Origin of the sequence: Microvirga sp. Mcv34, from assembly GCF_024519725.1 — a bacterium.
In the GTDB taxonomy this organism is placed as follows: Bacteria; Pseudomonadota; Alphaproteobacteria; order Rhizobiales; family Beijerinckiaceae; genus Microvirga.
In genome coordinates this window covers 41,862-62,758 of the sequence record NZ_JALJRK010000025.1, presented here as the reverse complement: position 1 = coordinate 62,758, position 20,897 = coordinate 41,862, and the positions used below count along the sequence as shown (strand labels likewise).

The 20,897-nt window shown below is 64.1% G+C and carries 22 protein-coding genes; 14 read left to right on the top strand and 8 right to left on the bottom strand.

The genetic code is table 11. From position 1 onward, the window contains the following. Positions 1-16: 16 nt before the first annotated feature. From OC446_RS14980 to bfr, 8 genes are all read left to right on the top strand, one after another. A complete protein-coding gene (locus OC446_RS14980; RefSeq protein WP_262029829.1) occupies positions 17-406 on the top strand; it encodes a c-type cytochrome in 390 nt (129 codons plus the stop codon). Next, positions 403-1,200 carry a (Fe-S)-binding protein gene (locus OC446_RS14975; protein ID WP_262029828.1) on the top strand — a complete coding sequence of 266 codons (798 nt, stop codon included), beginning with the start codon at positions 403-405 and terminating at the stop codon, positions 1,198-1,200. The genes OC446_RS14980 and OC446_RS14975 overlap by 4 nt, the downstream gene beginning before the upstream one ends. Continuing rightward, a complete protein-coding gene (locus OC446_RS14970; protein WP_262029827.1) occupies positions 1,197-1,724 on the top strand; it encodes a DUF6653 family protein in 528 nt (175 codons plus the stop codon). The genes OC446_RS14975 and OC446_RS14970 overlap by 4 nt, the downstream gene beginning before the upstream one ends. Continuing rightward, the gene (locus OC446_RS14965; protein WP_262029826.1) at positions 1,721-3,154 is read left to right on the top strand and encodes a LutB/LldF family L-lactate oxidation iron-sulfur protein; all 1,434 of its coding nucleotides are present in this window, start codon (positions 1,721-1,723) and stop codon (positions 3,152-3,154) included. The genes OC446_RS14970 and OC446_RS14965 overlap by 4 nt, the downstream gene beginning before the upstream one ends. Further along, on the top strand, positions 3,151-3,822 hold the full coding sequence (locus OC446_RS14960; RefSeq protein WP_262029825.1) for a lactate utilization protein C: 672 nt from the start codon (positions 3,151-3,153) through the stop codon (positions 3,820-3,822). The genes OC446_RS14965 and OC446_RS14960 overlap by 4 nt, the downstream gene beginning before the upstream one ends. A gap of 174 nt (positions 3,823-3,996) precedes the next feature. After that, positions 3,997-4,566 carry a putative glycolipid-binding domain-containing protein gene (locus OC446_RS14955; protein WP_262029824.1) on the top strand — a complete coding sequence of 190 codons (570 nt, stop codon included), beginning with the start codon at positions 3,997-3,999 and terminating at the stop codon, positions 4,564-4,566. Between the two features lie 118 nt (positions 4,567-4,684). Further along, positions 4,685-4,942 (top strand): bacterioferritin-associated ferredoxin, encoded by a 258-nt coding sequence (locus tag OC446_RS14950; RefSeq protein ID WP_262029823.1) that lies wholly within the window; start codon positions 4,685-4,687, stop codon positions 4,940-4,942. Between the two features lie 192 nt (positions 4,943-5,134). Then, positions 5,135-5,620, top strand: coding sequence for a bacterioferritin (bfr, locus tag OC446_RS14945; protein ID WP_262029822.1), 486 nt, complete (start codon positions 5,135-5,137; stop codon positions 5,618-5,620). A 249-nt stretch (positions 5,621-5,869) separates the two neighbouring features. Here bfr and OC446_RS14940 read toward each other — a convergent pair whose 3' ends face one another. From OC446_RS14940 to OC446_RS14930, 3 genes are all read right to left on the bottom strand, one after another. Beyond that, entirely contained in the window at positions 5,870-8,593 is a 2,724-nt protein-coding gene (locus OC446_RS14940; RefSeq protein WP_262029821.1) for a bifunctional acetate--CoA ligase family protein/GNAT family N-acetyltransferase, read from the bottom strand. Positions 8,594-8,723: 130 nt separating this feature from the next. Continuing rightward, the gene (locus OC446_RS14935; RefSeq protein WP_262029820.1) at positions 8,724-9,182 is read right to left on the bottom strand and encodes a GNAT family N-acetyltransferase; all 459 of its coding nucleotides are present in this window, start codon (positions 9,180-9,182) and stop codon (positions 8,724-8,726) included. Next, the gene (locus tag OC446_RS14930; protein ID WP_262029819.1) at positions 9,182-11,824 is read right to left on the bottom strand and encodes a PAS domain-containing sensor histidine kinase; all 2,643 of its coding nucleotides are present in this window, start codon (positions 11,822-11,824) and stop codon (positions 9,182-9,184) included. Before OC446_RS14930 ends, OC446_RS14935 begins: the two co-directional genes overlap by 1 nt. A 200-nt stretch (positions 11,825-12,024) precedes the next feature. Here OC446_RS14930 and OC446_RS14925 point away from each other — a divergent pair, with 200 nt between their 5' ends. The 4 genes from OC446_RS14925 (at position 12,025) to OC446_RS14910 (ending at position 14,436) form a co-directional block, all read left to right on the top strand. After that, positions 12,025-12,405, top strand: coding sequence for a phasin (locus tag OC446_RS14925; RefSeq protein ID WP_315986509.1), 381 nt, complete (start codon positions 12,025-12,027; stop codon positions 12,403-12,405). 37 nt (positions 12,406-12,442) lie between these two features. Further along, positions 12,443-12,937, top strand: coding sequence for a phasin family protein (locus tag OC446_RS14920; RefSeq protein WP_262029818.1), 495 nt, complete (start codon positions 12,443-12,445; stop codon positions 12,935-12,937). 62 nt (positions 12,938-12,999) lie between these two features. After that, a complete protein-coding gene (locus tag OC446_RS14915; RefSeq protein WP_262029817.1) occupies positions 13,000-13,434 on the top strand; it encodes an NUDIX hydrolase in 435 nt (144 codons plus the stop codon). A gap of 294 nt (positions 13,435-13,728) precedes the next feature. Next, positions 13,729-14,436 carry an outer membrane protein gene (locus OC446_RS14910; RefSeq protein WP_262029816.1) on the top strand — a complete coding sequence of 236 codons (708 nt, stop codon included), beginning with the start codon at positions 13,729-13,731 and terminating at the stop codon, positions 14,434-14,436. 80 nt (positions 14,437-14,516) lie between these two features. Here OC446_RS14910 and OC446_RS14905 read toward each other — a convergent pair whose 3' ends face one another. Continuing rightward, positions 14,517-14,744 (bottom strand): hypothetical protein, encoded by a 228-nt coding sequence (locus OC446_RS14905; protein WP_262029815.1) that lies wholly within the window; start codon positions 14,742-14,744, stop codon positions 14,517-14,519. A gap of 230 nt (positions 14,745-14,974) precedes the next feature. Between OC446_RS14905 and OC446_RS14900 the strand changes: the two genes are divergently transcribed. Both OC446_RS14900 and OC446_RS14895 read left to right on the top strand, forming a co-directional pair. Further along, a complete protein-coding gene (locus OC446_RS14900) occupies positions 14,975-15,148 on the top strand; it encodes a hypothetical protein (protein ID WP_262029814.1) in 174 nt (57 codons plus the stop codon). A gap of 315 nt (positions 15,149-15,463) precedes the next feature. Then, a complete protein-coding gene (locus tag OC446_RS14895) occupies positions 15,464-15,772 on the top strand; it encodes a hypothetical protein (RefSeq protein ID WP_262029813.1) in 309 nt (102 codons plus the stop codon). A gap of 86 nt (positions 15,773-15,858) precedes the next feature. Here the strand turns inward: OC446_RS14895 and mmsB are convergent, their stop codons facing one another. The 4 genes from mmsB to OC446_RS14875 all read right to left on the bottom strand — a co-directional run bounded on the left by mmsB (position 15,859) and on the right by OC446_RS14875 (position 20,895). Further along, complete coding sequence (mmsB, locus tag OC446_RS14890; RefSeq protein WP_410055079.1) at positions 15,859-17,004, bottom strand: multiple monosaccharide ABC transporter permease; 1,146 nt, start codon at positions 17,002-17,004, stop codon at positions 15,859-15,861. Between the two features lie 55 nt (positions 17,005-17,059). Next, positions 17,060-18,589 (bottom strand): multiple monosaccharide ABC transporter ATP-binding protein, encoded by a 1,530-nt coding sequence (mmsA, locus tag OC446_RS14885; RefSeq protein ID WP_262029811.1) that lies wholly within the window; start codon positions 18,587-18,589, stop codon positions 17,060-17,062. 197 nt (positions 18,590-18,786) lie between these two features. Further along, positions 18,787-19,830: a multiple monosaccharide ABC transporter substrate-binding protein gene (gene chvE / locus OC446_RS14880; protein ID WP_410055078.1), complete on the bottom strand. Its 1,044-nt coding sequence runs from the start codon at positions 19,828-19,830 to the stop codon at positions 18,787-18,789. A gap of 294 nt (positions 19,831-20,124) precedes the next feature. Beyond that, positions 20,125-20,895 (bottom strand): FadR/GntR family transcriptional regulator, encoded by a 771-nt coding sequence (locus OC446_RS14875; RefSeq protein WP_262029809.1) that lies wholly within the window; start codon positions 20,893-20,895, stop codon positions 20,125-20,127. Positions 20,896-20,897 lie beyond the last annotated feature (2 nt).

Sequence of the window (20,897 nt, the reverse complement as noted above, 5' to 3'; positions counted from 1 at the left end):
AGCAAAGGAGTTTTTGATGCGTTCCTTCGTACTTTCCGCCGCCCTGCTGCTCGCCGGGTTCGGTTCCGCCCAGGCCCAGGACGCGGCCGCCGGCGAGAAGGTGTTCACGCAATGCCGGGCCTGCCACCAGATCGGGGAAAATGCGAAGAACGCCGTGGGTCCGGAGCTGAACGGCCTCATCGGCCGCCACTCCGGATCGGTCGAAGGCTATAACTACTCTCCGGCCAACAAGAATTCCGGCATCACCTGGGACGAGGCCACGTTCCGCGAATACATCAAGGATCCGAGGGGCAAGATCCCCGGCACCAAGATGATCTTCGCCGGCGTCAAGGACGAGCAGAAGGTCAACGACCTCGTCGCCTATCTCAAGCAGTTCGACGCTTCGGGCAAGAAGGTCGCCCCATGAGCGTTCTGCCTTCCCAGGGCCGGCCTGTGAAACCGCGGGTCGGCCTCTTCGTCACCTGCCTGGTCGACCTGATGCGCCCCTCGGTGGGCTTCGCCGCCGTCAAGCTCCTGGAGGATGCCGGCTGCCTCGTCGACGTGCCCGTCCAGACCTGCTGCGGCCAGCCCGCCTACAATTCGGGCGACCGGGGGACGACCCGGGACCTCGCCATGCAGGTGATCGACGCCTTCCACGGATACGATTACGTGGTCGCCCCTTCGGGCGCCTGTTCCGGAATGATCAAGGCCCATTACCCGGAACTCTTCGAGGAGGATCCGAACTGGCGCGCCAAGGCGGATGCGCTCGCCGCCAAGACCTATGAGCTGACGAGCTTCCTGGTCGACGTGCTCGGTGTCACCAGGGTCAACGCGTCCTTCGACGGGACTGTGACCTATCACGATTCCTGCTCCGGCCTCCGGGAACTGGGCGTCAAGACCCAGCCGCGCCGGCTTCTCGCCAGCGTCGAGGGCCTGACCCTCGTCGAGATGAAGGACAGCGATGTCTGCTGCGGCTTCGGCGGCACCTTCGCGGTCAAGTACAGCGACATCTCGGGCGCCATCGTCGACGCGAAGGCCAGGAACGTCGAGGAGGCCCATGCCCCGACCCTGCTCGCGGGCGATCTCGGCTGCCTCATGAACATGGCCGGCAAGCTCAGTCGTGACGGCAAGCCGATCCAGGTGCGCCATGTGGCGGAGGTTCTGGCCGGCATGACCGACGAGCCGCCGATCGGGCTGCCGAGGGAGCCTCGTTCCGCATGAGCAACCCGGCCCGTTTCGCGGCTCGCCTGTTCCGGATGGACGAGCACACCTGGGAGCGCCATGCGAACCCCTGGAGCGTCTGGTCGCGGGTGGCCTCGCTCCCATTCCTTCTTCTCGCCATCTGGAGCCACGCCTGGATCGGTCTCTGGGCCGTCCTGGCGACTGGGCTGATTCTCCTGTGGCTCTGGATCAATCCCCGGCTCTTTCCGGCCCCTTCACGAACGGACACCTGGAGCGCGAAGGTGACATTCGGCGAACGGATTTTCATGAACAGGGCGACGGCCCCCGTCCCCGGCCATCACGTGAAAGTCGCCAATCTTCTCATGACGGCATCCGGCATCGGCTTCGTCGCGGCCCTCGCGGGCGCCGTCATGACCGATCTCCTGATGACCGTTGCGGGCGGCCTCGCCGCCTGGTTCGCCAAGATGTGGTTTTGCGACCGCATGGTCTGGCTCTTCGACGATATGAAAGACCGGAATCCGGCCTACGCCGCATGGATCCGCGTTAAGGATGAGGCGCGATGACCGTTCATTCCACTTCTCCCCAGTTCAAGCAGAATGCCGCGCGGGCGCTGAGCGACGACCAGTTGCAGAAGGCGCTCGGCAACGTGAAGCAGGGCTTCATCGACAAGCGCCAGGCCGCCGCCGACAAGCTGCCGGAATTCGAGGCGCTGCGGGACGCGGCGCGGGACATCAAGAACCACACCCTGGAGCATCTCGACCTCTACCTCGAAGCCTACGAGGAGAAAGTGAAGGCCTCCGGCGGGCACGTGCATTTCGCCCGCAATGCCGATGAGGCCCGCGACATCATCCTGACCATCTGCCGCGAGGCCGGCGCCAGGACGGTGACGAAGGGCAAGTCCATGATCTCGGAGGAGATCGGGATCAACCATCACCTGGAGGCGAACGGCATCCGGCCCGTCGAGACGGATCTCGGCGAGTACATCATCCAGCTCCGCAACGAGCTGCCGAGCCACATCATCGCACCCGCCGTCCACCTCAACGCCACGCAGGTGGAGGAGGATTTCCGGCGCGTCCACACCCATCTCGACGCCAAGCGCGATCTCTCGGAGCCCGTGCAGCTTCTCACCGAGGCGCGCGCCGTCCTGCGCGAGCGCTTCCTCGCAGCCGACGTGGGCATCACCGGGGCCAATTTCCTGGTGGCCGAAACGGGCACGTCGATCATCGTGACGAACGAGGGTAACGGCGATCTCACGCAGATCTTGCCCAAGACTCATATCGTGCTCGCGTCCCTGGAAAAGCTCGTTCCGACCCTCGAGGACGTGAGCCAACTCCTGCGCGTGCTCGCCCGCTCGGCCACCGGCCAGGAGATGTCGGTCTACACCACATTCTCCACCGGCCCCCGCCGGGGCACCGATGCGGACGGGCCGGAGAACTACCACGTGGTTCTCATCGACAACGGCCGCTCGTCCATGCTCGGCACGAGCTTCGAGGAGATGCTGCGCTGCATCCGCTGCGGCGCCTGCATGAACCATTGCCCGGTCTATCACGCGGTCGGCGGACACGCCTATGGCTGGGTCTATCCTGGCCCCATGGGCGCCGTACTCACCCCGTCCCTCATCGGCGTCGACAAGGCGGGCCATCTGCCCAACGCCTCCACCTTCTGCGGCCGCTGCGAGAGCGTGTGCCCGGTGAGGATCCCCTTGCCGAAGCTCATGCGCCACTGGCGCGAACGGGAATTCGAGCGGCACCTGACGCCGGCCACCGTCCGATCCGGCCTGCAATTCTGGGGCTTCTTCGCCAGGCGCCCGATCCTCTACCGGTTCGTGACCCGCATCGCCATGGGGGCGCTTTCCCTCGCCGGCCGCCAGCGTGGACGCTTCTCCTGGCTGCCCATGGCCAAGGGATGGACCAAGTATCGCGACTTCCCCGCCCCGCAGGGCGAGACGTTCCAACAGCGCTGGAAGCGCGAGCGCAAGGGAGCCGCCGCATGAGCGCCCGTGACGATATCTTCGCGAATATCCGCCGCTCTCTCGGCGTGAACGGCACCGAGAAGATCCGCCATCAGATCGTGGCGGACCGCCTGGAGCGCTCGCCCAAGGGTGTGATTCCCCAGCGCGGACAGGTTTCCGGCGAGGAGCGGATCGCTCTCTTCAAAACCATGGTCGAGACCTCGCTCGCCACGGTGACGGAGGTCGCCTCTCCGGCGGAGGTGCCGCAATCCATCGCGCTGTTCCTGCGCAACCACAACCTGCCCGCCACCCTCCGCATGGGGGACGATCCGCGCCTCCAGGCCATGCCTTGGTCGGACACTGCCCTCGATATCGCCCATGGGCCAAGTGAGGGCCGGGACCTCAACGCGGTGAGCCACGCCTTCGGGGGCATCGCCGAATCCGGCACGCTCGCCATGGTGTCGGGACACGAAAACCCCTCGACCCTCAACTTCCTGCCCGACAACCACATCATCGTGGTCTCGGCCAAGGACATCGCGGGCGATTACGAGGCCGTCTGGAACCGGGTGCGCTTCGCCTACGGCAAGGGCTCCATGCCGCGCACGGTGAATTTCATCACCGGACCGTCCCGCTCCGGCGATATCGAGCAGACCCTCCTGCTCGGCGCCCATGGTCCGCGGCGGCTGCATGTGGTGGTGGTGCGGGATTGAGCGGGTTCCTTGGCATCTAATTGAAGCCATAAGCGGTTTCTCTCACGTCATCACCTCCCCGGATCAAGTCCGGGAGGTGATAACGGACCGTTTCCGCCGCGCATCCGATTCGACAAGTCCCTCAGCTCAGCCATAATCGTCCGGCATGAACGTCTCGACGCATGGAGGCTTGGCATGTCCATCCCGACACTGATCTTCCGCACCATCCGCTGGTCGGCCTGGGACGGCTGCGGGGCGGGCATGGAGCATGTGGACGTGCGGCCGGCCGATGGCGGGCTTACCGTCTCGGGCGTCGTGATCGCCAAAGCAGACGAGACCGAGTTCGGCCTCTCCTACCGCCTCAGACTCGATGCCCTGTGGCGCACCAAGGACGTGATCCTGCGCACCACCGCCGGGCATGTGCTGCATCTGGAAAGCGACGGCCAAGGGCATTGGCAGGAGAACGGCAAGGTGCGACCGGACCTCCAAGGCTGCATCGACATCGACATCCAGGCGACGCCGCTCACCAACACCCTCCCTGTCCGGCGCCTCGACCTGGAGACCGGCGAGAGCTCGGATATCCGCCTGTGCTACATCGCCGTCCCCGACCTCATCGTCACGGCGGCCAACCAGCGCTACACCGCGCTCGATGCAGGCACGCTCTACCGCTTCGAGAGCCTGGAGAGCGGGTTCACTGCCGACCTGCCTGTCGACGAGGACGGTTTCGTGCTCGACTATCCCGGCTTGTTCAAGCGCTTGGCTTAAGTGTTACGCCTTAACCGTGACATCCGGGCACAGGCGATCGCGCTGGCGGTGTGCTGAAATTTCAGTTAAGTCTTTGATATCGCATGTAGTTTTTAGTCATTCTAAACTAGAACAACAAATGATCGTCTGTTCCTGCAACATCCTCTCCGACGGCGATGTCAAAGCCTGCCTCAAGCCGGGACCGGACTGTCCCCGCACTCCCGCGCAGGTTTATCGCTGTCTCGGCTGCAGCCCCAATTGCGGACGCTGCGCCAGGACGATCCGCGCCATCATGGACCAGGCCCTGATCGATGCGGGCGTGGAGCCCATCGCGGCCTGCAATCGCGGCTGCTGCCCGACTACGCTCGAAAAGGCTGCGGCCGAGCCCACCCTTTGAACAAAAGGACTTTCACCCTAGTTGCTAAATCCTCTAAGGAAGTGCTTGGCGCATCCGGCGCCTTGAGCATCGGACCCAAAAGTGGACCCCACTTTTGGGATCCATCTGATGCTTTTTCTGGATGGGCGCATCGTTCGTGCGGAAAACCGGATCCACTTTTCCGCACGATGCGCCAATGGACGAGAGGGTAGGATGAAGGGTGATCCCAAGGTAATCGAGTATCTCAATCGCGGCCTGCGCAGCGAGCTGACGGCGGTCAACCAGTACTGGCTGCATTACCGGCTCCTGGACGATTGGGGATACAAGGAACTTGCGAAAGCCTGGCGCAAGGAATCCATCGAAGAGATGCACCATGCGGACCGCTTCATCGAGCGGATCATCTTCCTCGAGGGTTTCGCCAACCTGCAGGTGCTCGATCCCCTGCGCATCGGCCAGAACATCCAGGAAATCCTCGAATCCGACCTCGCGGCGGAATACGACGCGCGCAACCTTTACGGCGAAGCCGCGGCCTATTGCGACAGCATCGGCGACCGCGTGTCGAAGAACCTGTTCGAGGAGCTGATGACGGACGAGGAAGGCCATATCGACTTCCTCGAAACCCAGCTCAACCTCGTCGAGCAGGTCGGCATCGAGCTCTACGCCCAGAAGCATATCGGCGGGGTCAAGGACGACGAGTGACACTGTTTGCTCGACAGAGCAGACATCATCGAAAATCGTGGCGAGACAGCCGGCGTTGACCTGAGCCCTCCTCCTGAGGAGGTCACGTCAGTGACCTTCTCGAAGGACGAGGGCGCCTCCAGTGCTAACTGGACGATCCTTCGAGACGGTGCTTCGCACCTCCTCAGGATGAGGTGAGAGCTTTGTGAGCCATTACCCTCAAGTTGAGGTTATGAGAGCGTGATCGGCCCGCCCCCACGGCGGGCTTTTTCATGTGGGTTGCGCGAGCTTGCCCGGCGCATCGATGGAAGCGATCGGCAGGGTGACGAGGCGCAGTTCCGGGTCGTCGGGATCGATCCGGATCGTGAAGCCGAGACTGCGGCACATGTCGAGCATGGTCGAGTTCTCGCGCAGCACCTGCCCCTCGATCTCGCGCAGGCCCTCGGCCTTCGCCCATTCGATCATCAGCCGCATCAGCTCCCAGCCCAAGCCCAAGCCCTTGAGGTCGGAGCGGAGCAGGATGCCGTATTCCCCGGTCTCGTGATTGGCGTCCGCATGGAGACGGACCGCGCCCATCATCTCGCCGGTGCTCTCGTCGAAAGCCACGAACGCGATGGCGCGGGCGTAGTCGAGCTGCGTCAGGCGGGCGAGGAAGGTGTGGCTGAAATCGCGGACCGGGGCGAAGAAGCGAAGGCGCAGGTCCTCGGGCGTGATCTGCTCGAAGAAGCGGCGGAACTCCGCCTCGTCCTCCGGCCGCACGGGCCTGACGAAGGCGCTCCGCCCATTTCGCAACGTGATCGTGCGCTCCCATTCCTTCGGGTAGGGCCGCACGGCGAAGCGCGGATGGCCGCTGCCCTTGCGGGTCTCGGGCGCGACCGCCACCCGGGCATCGACCGCGATCACCCCCGTATGGTCGGCGAGCAGCGGGTTGATGTCGAGTTCGCGAATTTCGGGAATGTCGGCTGCCATCTGGGCGAGCTTCACGAGGGTGAGGGCTATCGCCCCCTCGTCGGCCGCCGGAACATCCCGATAGGCCTTCAGTCGCCGGGACACGCGGGTGCGGGCGATCAGGTCGTTGGCGAGCTTCAGGTCGAGCGGCGGCAGGGCCAGCGCCTTGTCGTTGATGACCTCGACGGCCGTGCCGCCGCGCCCGAACAGCACGACGGGGCCGAAGGACGGGTCGTCCGCTAGGCCGACGATCAGCTCGCGGGCCTTCGCCCGTCGCACCATCGGCTGAACGGTGACGCCGGTCACGTGCGCCTGCGGCTTCAGGCGGGCGGCCCGCTCGAAGATCTCGGCAGCCGCCTTGCGTACCGCCTCCTCGGTGGTCAGGTCGAGCTTCACGCCGCCGATGTCGGATTTGTGGACGATGTCGGGCGACAGGACCTTCACGGCCACGGTGCCACCCTCCCCCAGGACGGGTCGGGCCGCCTCGGCCGCCTCGTCGGGCGTTGTCGCGAGGGTCACCGGGGCGGTCGGGATGTCATAGGCCCGTAGGAGCGCGTCGACCTCCAGCGGATCGAGCCAGCGGCGGTTCTGCGCCAGCACATGCTCGATGACCGCCCGGGCCGCCTCCGGATCTGGCTCGAAGTCGTGGGGCAGGTTGTCCGGCGTCTCCATGAGCTGGTCCTGCGCCTCGCGGTAGCGAACGAGCTGCATGAAGCCGCGGATCGCATCGGCCTCGGTGGTGAAGTTCGGAATCCGTGCCTCTTCGAACACCCGGGCCGAGTCCGGGTCCTCGCCGATCCAGGCGGCGAAGACCGGCTTCTGCCGGTATCCCCGGGCCCGGTCGCGCTTGACCACGTCCGCCACGGCGGAGGCCACGTCGGATGCTCCCGCAACGGCGGTCGGCACGTTGAGGATGAGAACGGCATCGTTGTTAGGATCGGCGAGCAACGCTTCGAGGGCGCCCACATAGCGGCTGGGCTCCGCATCCCCGACGATGTCGATCGGGTTGCCCCGGGACCAGGTCGGCGGCAGGATGGCGTTGAGGGTCTCCCGTGTCTTGTCCGACAATGTGGCGAGCGTGCCGCCCAGATCGATCAGCCGGTCGACCGCGAGAACCCCGATACCACCTCCATTGGTAAGGAGTGCCAGTCGGTTGCCAGGAAACGGCTTCTGCCGCCCGAGCGTCTCCGCCGCCGCGAAAAGCTGGTCGAGATCGAGCACGCGCAGCAAGCCCGCACGGCGGAAAGCGGCATCGTAGACCGCATCGGATCCGGCCAGGGCCCCCGTATGGGTCGCGGCCGCCTTCGCCCCTTGCGCATGGCGCCCGGCCTTGATCACCACGACCGGCTTGACGCGTGCGGCCGCCCTAGCGGCGGACATGAATTTCTGTGCGTTGCCGACAGACTCGATGTAGAGCAGGATCGCCCGGGTGCCGCTGTCGGCGGAGAAGAAATCCAGGCAATCGCTGAAATCCACGTCGACCTTGTCGCCCAGGGAGACGATGGCCGAAAACCCCACCTGCCGCTGCGCCGCCCATTCCACGAGGCCCGCCGCCACGGCTCCCGACTGGGACACGAGGGCTAGGTCGCCGGGCTTGGCGCTGTGGGCCGCAAAGCTCGCATTCATCCGGGCGCGGGGGGCCAAAACGCCGATGCAGTTGGGCCCCACGATGCGCAGGCCGTGGGCGCGGGCCGCAAGCCGGACCTGATCGCCCAGGGACCCCTCGCCATAGCCCATGCCCGCCGTCGCCACGATGGCGGCGCTCACGCCGCCCTCCCCGGCTTCCTCGATCACACCGAGCACCCGCTCGGGCGGGACGGCGACGACAATGAGGTCGGGCACTTCGGGAAGGGCCGACAAGGAGGCGAAGCAGGGCCTCCCCTCGATCTCCACATGATGCGGATTGACGGCGAAGAGCTCCCCCTCGAAGCCGCCCGCGATGAGGTTGCGCAGGAAGGTCAGGCCGAGAGACCCCGGGCGAGGGCTTACACCGATCACCGCGATGGAGCGCGGATTGAAGAGCTTGTCGAGGCGATAGGTAGACATGACGATCCTTCGTCCCGGGGCATATCCGTCACAACGTATTGCGGCCTCTCATAACCGCAATAGGTACCGCTCCCATTGATCTATCTCAGCCCGGATCGCGGTTGGCCGCCCGATGGGCTCATGGTGGCCGTTAAAGTGGCTGATCCCGCGTCCAGCGGTAATGGGCATCGGGCATTCGCTCTTCGTTGGCTGATCCGTCGGTTGTGGCGATCAGACAAAAGCCGTGCCGCTCATAGAAGCGGCGGGCCTGAGCGTTGTCCTGGAAGGTCCAGAGATTGAGTTCCGGTCGATCCTCTTTGACAGCCGCAAGGAGAGCCTGCCCGACGCCGCAGCCGTGCCAAGCCGGATCGACATACAGATGGTCGAGCCAATCGAGCCTTGCCCCGGCAAAACCGATCAGCCGCTCCTCGGCATGCGCGAGCCAGACCTCCGACGTGGGGAACACATGCTCGCGGAAAAAGGCCAGATCCTCCTCGGGCGTATGGAGGTCCGGCAGGTAAGGCAGGCAGGTTCTGCGGACATGGCGGTTCAAGGCCGCGACGTCCGGCATATCGGATGGAGTGGCGCGGCGCAGAGTGAAGAGTGACACTATTCGGCCATTACCCGCGTCGGCGGGAAGATCACCTCGACGAGGGTACCCTCGCTCGGCCGGCTCGCGATCTGGAGCGCCCCGCGGTTCGCCTCGACCAGCGCCTTGGTGAGTGGCAGGCCGAGCCCCGTGCCGCCGCGCTTGCGCGACGTGGCGAGTTGGCGGAACGGCTCAAGGGCGGCCTCGACCTCCTCCGGGGTCATGCCGATGCCGGTATCGCGCACCCGGAAGGCCACTTCGCCCCGGTCGGTCATGGCCGTGGAGACGATGACCTGCCCGCCCGCATCCGTGAATTTGATCGCGTTGGAGACGAGGTTGAGCACAATCTGGCGCATGGAGCGCTCGTCCGCCACCACGGGCGGCAGCTTGGGGGCGAAGCTCATGCGCATGACGATGCGATCGCGTGCGGCCTGTGGCTGGAGAAGGGTCACGCAGGACGAAACCAGCTCGTTCAGGCTCACTCCCGTAAAGGTCAGCTCCAGCCGGCCGGCCTCGATCTTGGCGAGATCCAGCAGATCGTTCACGAGGCTGATCACATGGGAGCCGGACGCGTGAATGTCCTTGAGATATTCCTTGTAGCGGTCATTGCCGATGGCGCCGAACCGCTCCTCGAGCATGACCTCGGCGAAGCCCAGAATGGCGTTCAGGGGCGTCCGGATCTCATGGCTGATCGTGGCCAGGAGATCGGATTTCTGGGCGCTCGCCTCCTCGGCCGCGTGCTTGGCGCCGATCAGTTCGCCCTCGGTCCGCTTGAATGCCGTGATGTCGCGAAGAACCGCGCAGAAGCGCCGATCCGGCCCGTCGCCTAAGCGCCCCATGGTCATGAACAGCGGGATCGACCCGCCCTGGCGTTCCCGGCCGACGACCTCGCGCCCGTCGTTGAGCAGGCTCCTCATGCCAGGCGAACGCAGGCTCTCGAGGTAATCGAGGGCCACCATGTGGCTCTCCGGCGCCAGGAGCACCGTGATGGCATCGCCCGCCACAGCCTGCTCGTCATAGCCGAACAGCGCCTCGGCCGAGCGGTTGAGCGAAAGAATCCGCCCCGTCTCGTTGAGCACGATCACCCCGTCGGTGGCCGTGTCGAGGATCGCCTCCAGCTCCTGAATGCGACCGTCCGGCGGCAGCGTCGTTTCCGGGGTCGATGCCCTTCGAACGACCATCAGGTCGGCCGGCTCGCCGTCCCATTCGGCCAAGGAGGATCGCACGGTGACGGCAATGTTCTCATCGGACCGCGTGGTCACTGCGAGGGCACAATCCTCGTGTCCTGCTCCACCGAGCGCTGGAGAACCTCGGAACAGATGAACCAGCCCCCCCGCGGTCCGGATCTGGTCGACGTCCTCGTAGCCGGTCAGGTCCAGAAAGAAACGGTTAGCGAACAGGATCGCCTCGCCGCGATGCAGCAGGATCCCGATCGGCAGCCGGTCGAGGATGCCGTTGTGATCTCCTGGCACGCTTGGCGACGGCGCCTCAAGTCCTTCTCCGGCCTCTGTTTCCTCAGGTGGAGGCGTCTCCTCCTCCAGGCGGGCTCCGAGGGCGCGTGCGATTTCCCGGAACGCATTCCGCTCCGTGCTGGAGAGGCCCGATGCCGGGGGTTGCTTCTCGGAAGGGCGGGGGCGTTCGACGGTCTCCGGCTCCTGCGGCTTGGGGCCGGACAGCGCTGCGGCCACCTGGTCGCGCAGGTTGGAGAACCAAGTTTCCTCGTCGGATGTCGCGGCTTCGACGGACGGCTCCTGTCCAGGCATTTCCTCGGGCGGACGGAACGGCAGGGTCTCGTCGTTGGCAAGGCTCTGCGCGATCAGGTCGGCGGCCGCATCCGGGATTTGCCGTTCCTGGGCGGCATCCATGCGCACGAGGCCGAAGCCTCGGAAACCGACGAGTTCCCGACCCGGGCCGAAGACCGGCATGCCGGCCCAATCGACCGGGACCTGCAAGGGCGAATTATCGATACTCCAGAGGATTGTGCGACCGCTCCAGGTCTCGCGGCGGGCAAAGAGCGCCGCGACCATCCCGTCCGGGTCCTCCACGACGCTCCGAGACACTTCCTCCCAGGTCAGGCCGACGATGTTGCCGGCCATGGCTCCGACGGTCAGGGGGAGAGCGTGTGAAACATCAGTGAAACGAGTTGCCGCATCCGTGTGCCAGATAAACCGAACCGGACCCGGGCGCCTCTCTGGCAGAGGAGTGGTATCGGCTTCCATTGGCGCTGATAGTTCGATGCTCGGCGGCTCCGATGGCCGGGCCGTACGGGGGACCGATGCCCCTCTCGGCACGGGTCCGACGAAGGCCGTGACGAGAACAGTCTCGCCGGTCTCCAGCGACGCCAGCCGGCAGAGGGTTGCGACCGGCCGCCAGGGGCGGGACGGGTCGACCCGCAGGCGCTCCTTCAGGGCGCCGTGCCGGGGGGCTAGCCCTCCCGCCAGCGCCTTGATCCGATCGCGCGCCCGCAGGCCAGGGCGCATCCGACCGCTCTCGTCGCTGATCGCGTCCTTCAACCCTGAAGCGCCGGGCGACGCCCAGAGCAGCCTCTCCCCTGCCTGATCCCAGACGAGCACGCCCGCTCCCGGCCCGGCCAGGAGGCTCAAGTCCGGGTCGGCGGCGAGCTGCGCGATCAGCGCTTCGAAGGGGTCGGGACCACCCGTCATCAACGGTCCTTGCGGTGAAAGAACTGAGAGTCACTCAAGTAGAGCTTCTAGACTAATATCGACGGCCAAGCATGCAAGGCAGGACACTTGAATCCGTTTACTTTCAGGTAACCTTAATAAGACGAATCATCAGGGAGTTGATTTTGCATCGCACAATGTGATATTGCACTGCACAAATATCCAACGACAAGGAGCATTCCATGGCCACGAATCCGACCCAAGGTTACGAAGTTCCCCCGGAAATGCGCGATTTCGCCGAGAAGAGCGTCGAGCAGGCCCGCAAGGCGATCGACGGTTTCATGACCGCTGCCCAGAAGACGGCCGACACCTTCGAGGGATCGGCGAACACCGTCCAGGCCAGCGCCAAGGATGCCGCCCGCAAGACCTTCGCCTATACCGAGCAGAACCTGACCGCCGCCTTCGACCTCGCACAGCGCATGGTGCGCGCCAAGGACATGCAGGAAGCCATGCAGATCCAGGCCGAGTTCGTCCGCAGCCAGTTCGAGGCGATGCAGACCCAGATGAAGGAATTCGGCTCCCTGGCTCAATCGTCCATGAAGCAGCCGGGCTCCAAGAAGTAACCTCCTTCTCCCCTTAAAACCTTGCAAGGACCTCACGATGGCGGAAGTGAAGAAGCCCAGAGCCAAGACGACAGCAAAGACCGCGCAGAAGGCCACCGACCTCGTCGAGATGGCAGCCATCCCGGCCGCCGAGACGGTCGAGGCCGTGGCGGAGGCGAAGCCCGCTCCGCTGTCTGCGACGATCGCTGCGCCCGCCGAGGCAGGAGCCCTCTTCTCGTCCGTCAGGAACCAGGGTGACGTCCTGCGCAAGGCCATGAGCGAGGCCGTGGCCACCTCGGCCAAGGGCGCTCTGGAAGTGAACGAGAAGATCATCGAAGCCATGAACACGCAGCGCGATGCCGCTCTGGACCTGTGGCGCTCGGCGATCAGCCCCTCCCCGCTTCCCGAGGCCTTCAAGGCTCAGAGCCAGGCGACGCGCCAGGCTTACGAGACCGCCTCAGCCCAGTGGAAGGACATCGCCGAGACGACGGCCCTCTGGTTCACCAGGAGCCTGGAGCCGCTGCAATCGGCCCTGCACCGCTCGGGCCGCTGAACGACCTATCCGGCGACCAGCCTTTCGGTTAAGGCTCGGCCTCTCCAGGCCGGGCCTTTTCCATGTCCTCTTCACCCATTCCCGCCGTCATCGCCGTGGTCATCCACGAAGACCGGACGTTGCTCGTGCGCCGGGCCAATCCGCCCGATGCGGGCCTCTGGGGCTTTCCCGGCGGGAAGATCGAGTTTGGCGAGACGGTCGCGGAGGCCGTGATCCGGGAGCTCCTGGAAGAGACAGGAATCCACGCACAAGCCCGGGACATCATCACCACACTCGACATCCTCGTGCGGGATTCGTCCGGCGCCATCGAGCGGCACTACATCCTGATCGCCGTGCAATGCCTCTGGATCGCGGGCGAGCCCGTCGCGGGTGACGATGCCCCTGAGGCGCGCTGGTTCGACCTTGCGGAGGTCGATTCGGGCCGCTTGCCCATGAGCGCGGATGTCGATGTGATTGCCCGGCGGGCTCACGCGGCTTCGAAGCTGCGCGGAGTCTGATGCTGAGGCGATGACAAAAAGGCCTCGCCTTGAAAAAGGCGAGGCCAAGTTCTGTCTCTTGCTTTGAGGCCTCGCGGCCAAACTTCACGCCGAGATCTGCGCATAGTCAGCCTTCGATCTCAAGCTCGGCACAGACTTTATGGTTGATGAAAAGTAAACATTCATAAATCATCAATCATGTTCCGACGGAATACCTCGAAAGATATTGCAACAATCTCTCGCATTCCCTTATTAGACCCATGACAGGCAATAAATGCCTATCCGACCTTTTGTTGCTAAGCACGGAATACAGTTATGCGTCACTCTGCTCTTGGACTTCTCGCGGCCACTGCGGCTCTCGCCATCGCGGCTTCGACGGCTCACGCGGCTGACCTGCCGAGCCGCTATTCTCCTGCTCCGGCCTACAATGCCCTTCCGATCTTCACCTGGACGGGCTTCTATGCTGGTCTGAACGCCGGCTACGGCTGGAACGTCGGCGACAGCCGCTACTACGATCCGGCCTTCGGCACGGTCCGCGGCAGCCGTGGCGGCGGCTTCGTCGGCGGCGCCCAGGCCGGCTACAATTATCAGTTCGGCATGTTCGTGGCCGGCGTCGAGACCGACCTCCAGTATGCCGCCGTCGGCAACAAGGGCGCGTCCTACGGCACCACCTATTATGACGGCGACTCCGACGGCTTCTTCGGCACGATCCGCGCCCGCGCGGGCGTCGCCTTCGACCGTGCCCTCGTGTACGGCACCGGCGGCTTCGCCTACGGCGACATCGGCGGCAACCGCGGCTACGACCCGGTGCTCGGCTATCACAGCGGCGACGAGGTCAACTGGGGCTGGACCCTCGGCGGCGGCGTGGAATACGCCATCACCAACAACTTCACCGCCAAGGTCGAAGGCCTCTATGTCGATCTCGACACGAAGGACAACTACGTGCTCGGCGGCCGCGTGAACGTGAACCGCGATGCGGAATTCGGCGTGATCCGCGCCGGCCTGAACTACAAGTTCAACTGATCACGTCGCATCCCCGACAATGCAGAAGGCCCGGTGGAAACACCGGGCCTTTTCGCGTGATGAAGCGAACAAAAAAGTGATCAGGGATCGTTGACGCCTTTCGGCATCCTGAATGTGTCCCTGGTGGCCTCGTCTCGCTTGAGAGACAAAAGACGCCGCGCGGCGACGCCACCGGGCTCGGATGAATAGAGCCTGCTGTTGAGCACCTCGATCTGCCAGCGCTGCAATTCGAGCAGAGCCTGCAAGCCCTTCACCCGTGCCTGGAGAGCGAGAGCATCCTTCAAAGGGTCTGGTCCGCCGGTGGTCATGGCACCATCCCTGACAATCTTGCGATGAATCATGTCTGAACGCGCAATGTGAGAGGCTGAACACGAAGTCGTTTCGACGGCCGGGACATCGTCCGTGAGGCCCTTGAGCAAGGCGGCCCAAGCTAGACAATATTACGCCAGAAACAGGTTTCCTTCCCCTGTCCAGATTGTCGCGCAGGAACCGGGAAGACGCCGGGCGGTTGCTCCTGCACAGCTTGATGGAGATTGCCATGCCTGAGCCACGCCACGAAACGGAGGCCGATAAGATCCTCGCGACCTTGAGTGCCGCCATGCCGGATGAGAACGCCCTGAGGCGGAGCCGCCGTCTTCTGGCCGAGGCCCTGGAGCAGGCGGAGCAACGCGGGCGCCGGATCTCCGGGCGTCAGAAGGAGTCGAGCGGCTAGCGCATCGGACGGAAAAGTGGACCCGGTTTTCCGGTCCATCCGATGCGCCAGCCAAGAGAAAGAGCCTCGGACCCAAAAGTGGAAGCCACTTTTGGGTCCGAGGCTCTGGAGCTTCTTCCGGCCGAGCGAAAAGCCAAGGTTCTTCAGGAATCTCTAACGCCGGACATGTGACATTTATCAATGATGGTCCGGCCCTCCCCTGCGACATTGACGGCGAGGAACGGGCCCTCGCGAGGGACGTTCCTTTCTCGTGTGCTAGGACACAGCGAAACGTTCTCGGGCGTGGTCATATCCGAGCGTTGGGAGAACCGATCGATGCGCTCTACTTTGCTTGCAACCATGCTCGGCACCCTGGGTGCCTTCGCAGCCGGATCTGCAGCTCTGGCGGCCGACACGCGCATTGCCTCCATGCCCTTCAGCGAATGCCTCTCGATCATCAACGAAGCCGCGCAGGACGTGGATGAGGAACCGGTCAAGCTTGTCAGCACCGACGATATGGTGACAGTTCGCATCAACGCTTCCGACGGCTTCGTCACGGTGTCCTGCGACCGCAGCGCCAGCAAGATGACCCTGACCAAGAGCCCGGTTCCTGAAGCGGCCGGCCTGACCGCTTCCGCCCATTGATCGGAACAACTCCAGATCGCGCCCAATGAAAATGGCGAGCCCGAGGCTCGCCGTTCGCGTGTCTGACGCCGGTGTGAGCGCCCGTCTCACTTCTTCCTGTTGTAGACGTCGAGGGAGACGGCCGCCAGCAGCACGAGTCCCTTGATGACCTGCTGGTAGTCGATACCGATGCCGAGGATCGACATGCCGTTGTTCATCACGCCCATCACGAAGGCGCCGATGACCGCCCCCGTGACCTTGCCGACGCCGCCGGTCGCGGAGGCGCCGCCAATGAATACCGCCGCGATCACGTCGAGCTCGAAGCCGAGGCCCGCCTTCGGCGTCGCCGTGTTGAGGCGTGCGGCGAAGATGAGGCCGGCCAGACCCGCCAGCACGCCCATGTTGACGAAGGTGAGGAAGGTCAGGCGTTCGGTCTTGATGCCCGACAGCTTGGCCGCCTTCTCGTTGCCGCCGAGCGCATAGATGCGGCGGCCGATCGTGGTGCGGTTGGTCACGAAGGCGTAGAGCGCGATCAGGACCGCCATGATGACGAGCACGTTCGGCAGGCCGCGATAGGTCGCCATCAGGTAGCAGAACGCGACCACGAGAACGGCCAGCAGGGCGTTCTTGAACAGGAACAGACCGAAGGGCGCGGTCTCGACCGCATGCTTGAGCTGATTGGCGCGGCTGCGGAAGCTGAAATAGATGATGGCGGCCACGCTGGCGACGCCGAGGAACAGCGCGGTGTAGTTGAAGCCCTCGCCGCCGAACATGTCCGGGATGAATCCGGAGCTCAAGCGCTGGAAGCCGACCGGGAACGGGCCGACCGACATGCCGCCGAGCAGCGCCAGGGTCAGGCCCTTGAAGACGAGCATGCCGGCGAGAGTGACGATGAAGGACGGCACCTTGAAATAGGCGACCCAATAGCCCTGCGCCGCGCCGATCATGCCGCCCACGATCAGGCATGCGATGGTGGTCGTCACCGGATCGAAGCCCCACCGCACCATCATCATGGCCGCCAGCCCCCCGACGAAGCCGACGATGGAGCCGACCGAGAGGTCGATATGGCCCGCCACGATGACCAGGAGCATGCCCAGCGCCATGATGACGATGTAGCTGTTCTGGAGCACCAGGTTGGTCAGGTTGAGCGGCCGCAGCAGGGTTCCGTCCGTCACCACCTGGAAGAACAGCATGATGACCAGAAGCGACAGCAGCATGCCGTAGTCGCGGAAATGGGTTTTGACGAACTCCATCCAAGACGTCTTTTGCTGGGGAACCTGGATCTCGTCGGCGGTTCTCGTGTCCATCTCAGCGTCTCCCCGACTTTACGATGGCGTGCATGATCTTTTCCTGGGATGCCTCGGCAATGTCGAGTTCGGCAATCAGGGAGCCTTCGTTCATGACGTAGATCCGGTCGCACATGCCGAGCAGTTCAGGCATTTCCGAGGATATCATGAGGACGCCCTTGCCGGCATCGGCCAGCCTGTTGATGATCGTGTAGATTTCGTATTTCGCCCCGACGTCGATGCCGCGGGTCGGCTCGTCCAGGATCAGGATCTCCGGATCGGAGAAGAGCCATTTACTCAGGACCACTTTCTGCTGGTTGCCGCCCGAGAGGTTCACCGCCTCCTGGAAGACGTTGGAGCAGCGGATCCGCATCTTGCTCCGGTAGTCGTTGGCGACCGCCAGTTCCTGGATGTCATCAATGACGAGGTTCTTGGAGACGCCCTCGAGATGGGCGAGCGTCACGTTCTTGCGGATGTCCTCGGCCAGGACGAGGCCGTAGGTCTTGCGGTCCTCGGTGGCATAGGCGATCCCGTTGGAGACCGCCTTCTCCACCGTGCTCACGTCGATCTCCTTGCCGTGGAGGCTCACCCGGCCGGAAATGTTCTGGCCGTAGCTGCGGCCGAACAGGCTCATGGCGAACTCGGTCCGCCCCGCCCCCATCAGCCCGGCGATACCCACGATCTCGCCGCGCCGGATGTTGAGGTTGACGTTCTTGACCACCTGCATGTGGCTGTGGAGCGGGTGATAGGCCGACCAGTTCTCGACCTGGAAGATGGTCTCGCCGATCTTCGGCTCGCGCTTCGGGTACCGGTCCTCCATCGTGCGGCCGACCATGCCGCGGATGATGCGGTCCTCGCTGATCGACTCGGCCCGGCAATCGAGCGTCTCGACCGTGCCGCCGTCGCGCAGGACCGTGATGGAATCGGCGACCTTCGAAATCTCGTTCAGCTTATGCGAGATCAGGATCGAGGAAATGCCCTGCTCCTTGAACCGGAGCAGCAGGTTCAGCAGCGCATCGCTGTCCTTCTCGTTCAGGCTCGCGGTCGGCTCGTCGAGGATGAGAAGCTTCACCTTCTTCGAGAGCGCCTTGGCGATCTCCACGAGCTGCTGCTTGCCGACACCCAGGTTGGTGATCAGCTCGTCGGGCGATTCCTTGAGGCCGACGAGCTTGAGAAGATCCTTCGTCTTCGCGAACGCGACGGACCAGTCGATGACGCCGAACTGCGCCTGCTCGTTGCCGAGGAAGATGTTCTCCGCGATCGACAGAAGCGGCACGAGGGCCAGCTCCTGGTGGATGATGATGATGCCGAGCTTCTCGCTGTCGGCGATCCCCGAGAAGCGCCGCTCCTGGCCCTCGTAGACGATCTCGCCGGAATAGGAGCCGTGCGGATAGACGCCGCTCAGCACCTTCATCAGCGTGGACTTGCCGGCGCCGTTCTCGCCCACGAGGGCGTGGATCTCGCCGGCCTTGACCGTGATATTGACGTTGTCCAGCGCCTTCACGCCGGGGAACGTCTTGGTGATCCCCCGCATTTCAAGGATCGCATTCATCGCATGACCTCAGGCACGATGCCTTCTAGCGCATCGTGCGGAAAAGTGGACCCGGTTTTCCGCAAAGAACGATGCGCTCTTCAAAGAGTGGAGCATCGGATCCTACCCCAAAAGTGGGTTCCACTTCTGGGTCCGATGCTCTGGAAATGAGCAAGGACCCTGCGCGGGCGCGCAGGGTCCATCTTTGAGACGGCCGATTACTTGAACTGGTCTTCCTTGTAGTAGCCGCTGCCGACCAGAACTTCCTTCCAGTTCGAGGCATCGACGCTCACCGGCTTCAGCAGGTAGGCCGGAACGACCTTCACGCCGTTCTCGTAGGTCTTGGTGTCGTTGACTTCCGGCTGCTTGCCGGAGAGCACGGCGTCGACCATGTTGACCGTCACCTTGGCGAGCTCGCGGGTGTCCTTGAACACCGTCGAGGTCTGCTCCTTGGCGAGGATCGACTTGATCGAGGGCACTTCCGCGTCCTGGCCGGTGATGATCGGCATCGGCTGCTTCGGCGTGCCGTAGCCGACGCCCTTGAGCGACGAGATGATGCCGATGCTCAGGCCGTCGTAAGGCGAGAGAACGGCGTCGACGCGCTTGTCGGTGTAGTAGGCGGAGAGCAGGTTATCCATGCGGGCCTGGGCCACCGCGCCGTCCCAGCGCAGGGTCGAGACCTTGTCCATGCCGGTCTGGCCGCTGACCACCTTGAGCTTGCCGCTCTTGATGTAGGGGTCGAGCACGGACATGGCGCCGTTGTAGAAGAAATAGGCGTTGTTGTCGTCGGGCGAGCCGCCGAACAGCTCGATGTTGAACGGGCCCTTGCCCTCCTTCAAGCCGAGCGCCTTCTCGATGTAGCCGCCCTGCAGCACGCCGACCTGGAAGTTGTCGAAGGTGGCGTAGTAGTCGACGTTCTTGGAATTGCGGATCAGGCGGTCATAGGCGATGACCTTGATGCCCTTGTCGGCGGCCTGCTGGAGCGCATCGGAGAGCGTCGTGCCGTCGATGGCCGCGATCACAAGCACCTTGGAGCCCTTGGTGATCATGTTCTCGATCTGCGACAGCTGGTTCGGGATGTCGTCTTCCGCATATTGCAGGTCGACGTTGTAGCCCTTCTCTTTGAGCACCTTGACCATGTTGTTGCCGTCGTCGATCCAACGCGCGGACGACTTCGTCGGCATGGCCACGCCGACCGTGCCCTTATCCTGCGCCTGCGCGGCGCCGAGGAGGCCAAAGGCTCCAAGTGCCACGGCCGCCATTGTGGTCGTGAATGTCTTCAAGGTCGTTCTCCCTCTCGTCCATGCCCGGAACGCCATCATCGCGCCCGGCGCATATTCAGCATTCTTGGTTTCAGGACCGGGTTCGGCGCGGATACGGGGCCGCTCGGGCCGTCCTTATTGACCTCATGATAGAAGAAGTTTGGCCTGCGGGAACAGCCCCACTCCCCTTTGGAGCGAGTGTTAGACCTCTCCTGCGCACCAATAAATCATACTATAATACTATTAGCCTCAGCAAGGCCGCCGGGAAGGTCTCGCGCGCCGGGTCCCAGCCTGTCACTCCCCTTCCGAGAAGGCATGGATCTGCACCGTCGCCAAGGCGCTCTCCGCATGCTTGATCCGAACCCGTTCGGCGGCCTGCAGGATCAATTCCGACATGGCCTCGCTCGCCGCCGCCGGATCGCCCTGCTCGATGGCGTCGAACACGGCCTGGTGCTGCCGCATCACCTCACGGAAGCGGTCGTCGCTGGAGACCGGCGAGCTGATCGTGAACGAGGTCGCCAGGGCGGCGCCGATGACCGAACCGATGGACTGCAGGAAGGGATTGGCTGAGGCTTCCAGGATGGCCTGGTGGAAGGCAAGGTCCGCCTTGGTGAAGCCCTGCCGGCTGGTCTCGCACTGGTACATGGCCTGAAGCGCCCGGCTCATCACCGCGAGCTGCTCCGGCGTCCGCCGCACGGCAGCGGTGGCGCAGGCCAGGGGCTCGAGCATCTGCCGGATCTCGAAGAGCCATCCGAGGAAGCGGGCGTCGACACCCATCTCGAGATGCCAACCGAGGATGTCAGCGTCGAACATGTTCCAGTTGTTGCGGTCGAGAACCCGCGTGCCGACCTTCGTCTTCGACTCGATCAGACCCTTGGCCGCAAGCGTCTTCAACGCCTCCCGGAGCGCCGTGCGCGACACGCCGTACAGCTCCATCAGCTCCGCATCGCCCGGAAGGGTGCTGCCGACCGGGAAGCGGCCCTGCATGATGTTCTGGCCGATCCCATGGGCGACGAGATCGTGGGCTGATCGCGCTCTCGCAGGCCTCTGGATACCGTTCAACAACA

Bases quoted from the DNA above. Each gene is read 5' to 3' on its own strand.
- mmsA (WP_262029811.1), bottom strand. From the start codon at position 18,589: ATGAATGCGATCCTTGAAATGCGGGGGATCACCAAGACGTTCCCCGGC.
- OC446_RS14960 (WP_262029825.1), top strand. From the start codon at position 3,151: ATGAGCGCCCGTGACGATATCTTCGCGAATATCCGCCGCTCTCTCGGC.
- OC446_RS14920 (WP_262029818.1), top strand. From the start codon at position 12,443: ATGGCGGAAGTGAAGAAGCCCAGAGCCAAGACGACAGCAAAGACCGCG.
- OC446_RS14970 (WP_262029827.1), top strand. From the start codon at position 1,197: ATGAGCAACCCGGCCCGTTTCGCGGCTCGCCTGTTCCGGATGGACGAG.
- OC446_RS14895 (WP_262029813.1), top strand. From the start codon at position 15,464: ATGCGCTCTACTTTGCTTGCAACCATGCTCGGCACCCTGGGTGCCTTC.
- OC446_RS14950 (WP_262029823.1), top strand. From the start codon at position 4,685: ATGATCGTCTGTTCCTGCAACATCCTCTCCGACGGCGATGTCAAAGCC.
- OC446_RS14915 (WP_262029817.1), top strand. From the start codon at position 13,000: ATGTCCTCTTCACCCATTCCCGCCGTCATCGCCGTGGTCATCCACGAA.
- OC446_RS14955 (WP_262029824.1), top strand. From the start codon at position 3,997: ATGTCCATCCCGACACTGATCTTCCGCACCATCCGCTGGTCGGCCTGG.
- OC446_RS14910 (WP_262029816.1), top strand. From the start codon at position 13,729: ATGCGTCACTCTGCTCTTGGACTTCTCGCGGCCACTGCGGCTCTCGCC.
- bfr (WP_262029822.1), top strand. From the start codon at position 5,135: ATGAAGGGTGATCCCAAGGTAATCGAGTATCTCAATCGCGGCCTGCGC.
- mmsB (WP_410055079.1), bottom strand. From the start codon at position 17,004: ATGGAGTTCGTCAAAACCCATTTCCGCGACTACGGCATGCTGCTGTCG.
- OC446_RS14940 (WP_262029821.1), bottom strand. From the start codon at position 8,593: ATGTCTACCTATCGCCTCGACAAGCTCTTCAATCCGCGCTCCATCGCG.
- OC446_RS14905 (WP_262029815.1), bottom strand. From the start codon at position 14,744: ATGACCACCGGCGGACCAGACCCTTTGAAGGATGCTCTCGCTCTCCAG.
- OC446_RS14925 (WP_315986509.1), top strand. From the start codon at position 12,025: ATGGCCACGAATCCGACCCAAGGTTACGAAGTTCCCCCGGAAATGCGC.
- OC446_RS14930 (WP_262029819.1), bottom strand. From the start codon at position 11,824: ATGACGGGTGGTCCCGACCCCTTCGAAGCGCTGATCGCGCAGCTCGCC.
- OC446_RS14900 (WP_262029814.1), top strand. From the start codon at position 14,975: ATGCCTGAGCCACGCCACGAAACGGAGGCCGATAAGATCCTCGCGACC.
- chvE (WP_410055078.1), bottom strand. From the start codon at position 19,830: ATGGCGGCCGTGGCACTTGGAGCCTTTGGCCTCCTCGGCGCCGCGCAG.
- OC446_RS14965 (WP_262029826.1), top strand. From the start codon at position 1,721: ATGACCGTTCATTCCACTTCTCCCCAGTTCAAGCAGAATGCCGCGCGG.
- OC446_RS14975 (WP_262029828.1), top strand. From the start codon at position 403: ATGAGCGTTCTGCCTTCCCAGGGCCGGCCTGTGAAACCGCGGGTCGGC.
- OC446_RS14980 (WP_262029829.1), top strand. From the start codon at position 17: ATGCGTTCCTTCGTACTTTCCGCCGCCCTGCTGCTCGCCGGGTTCGGT.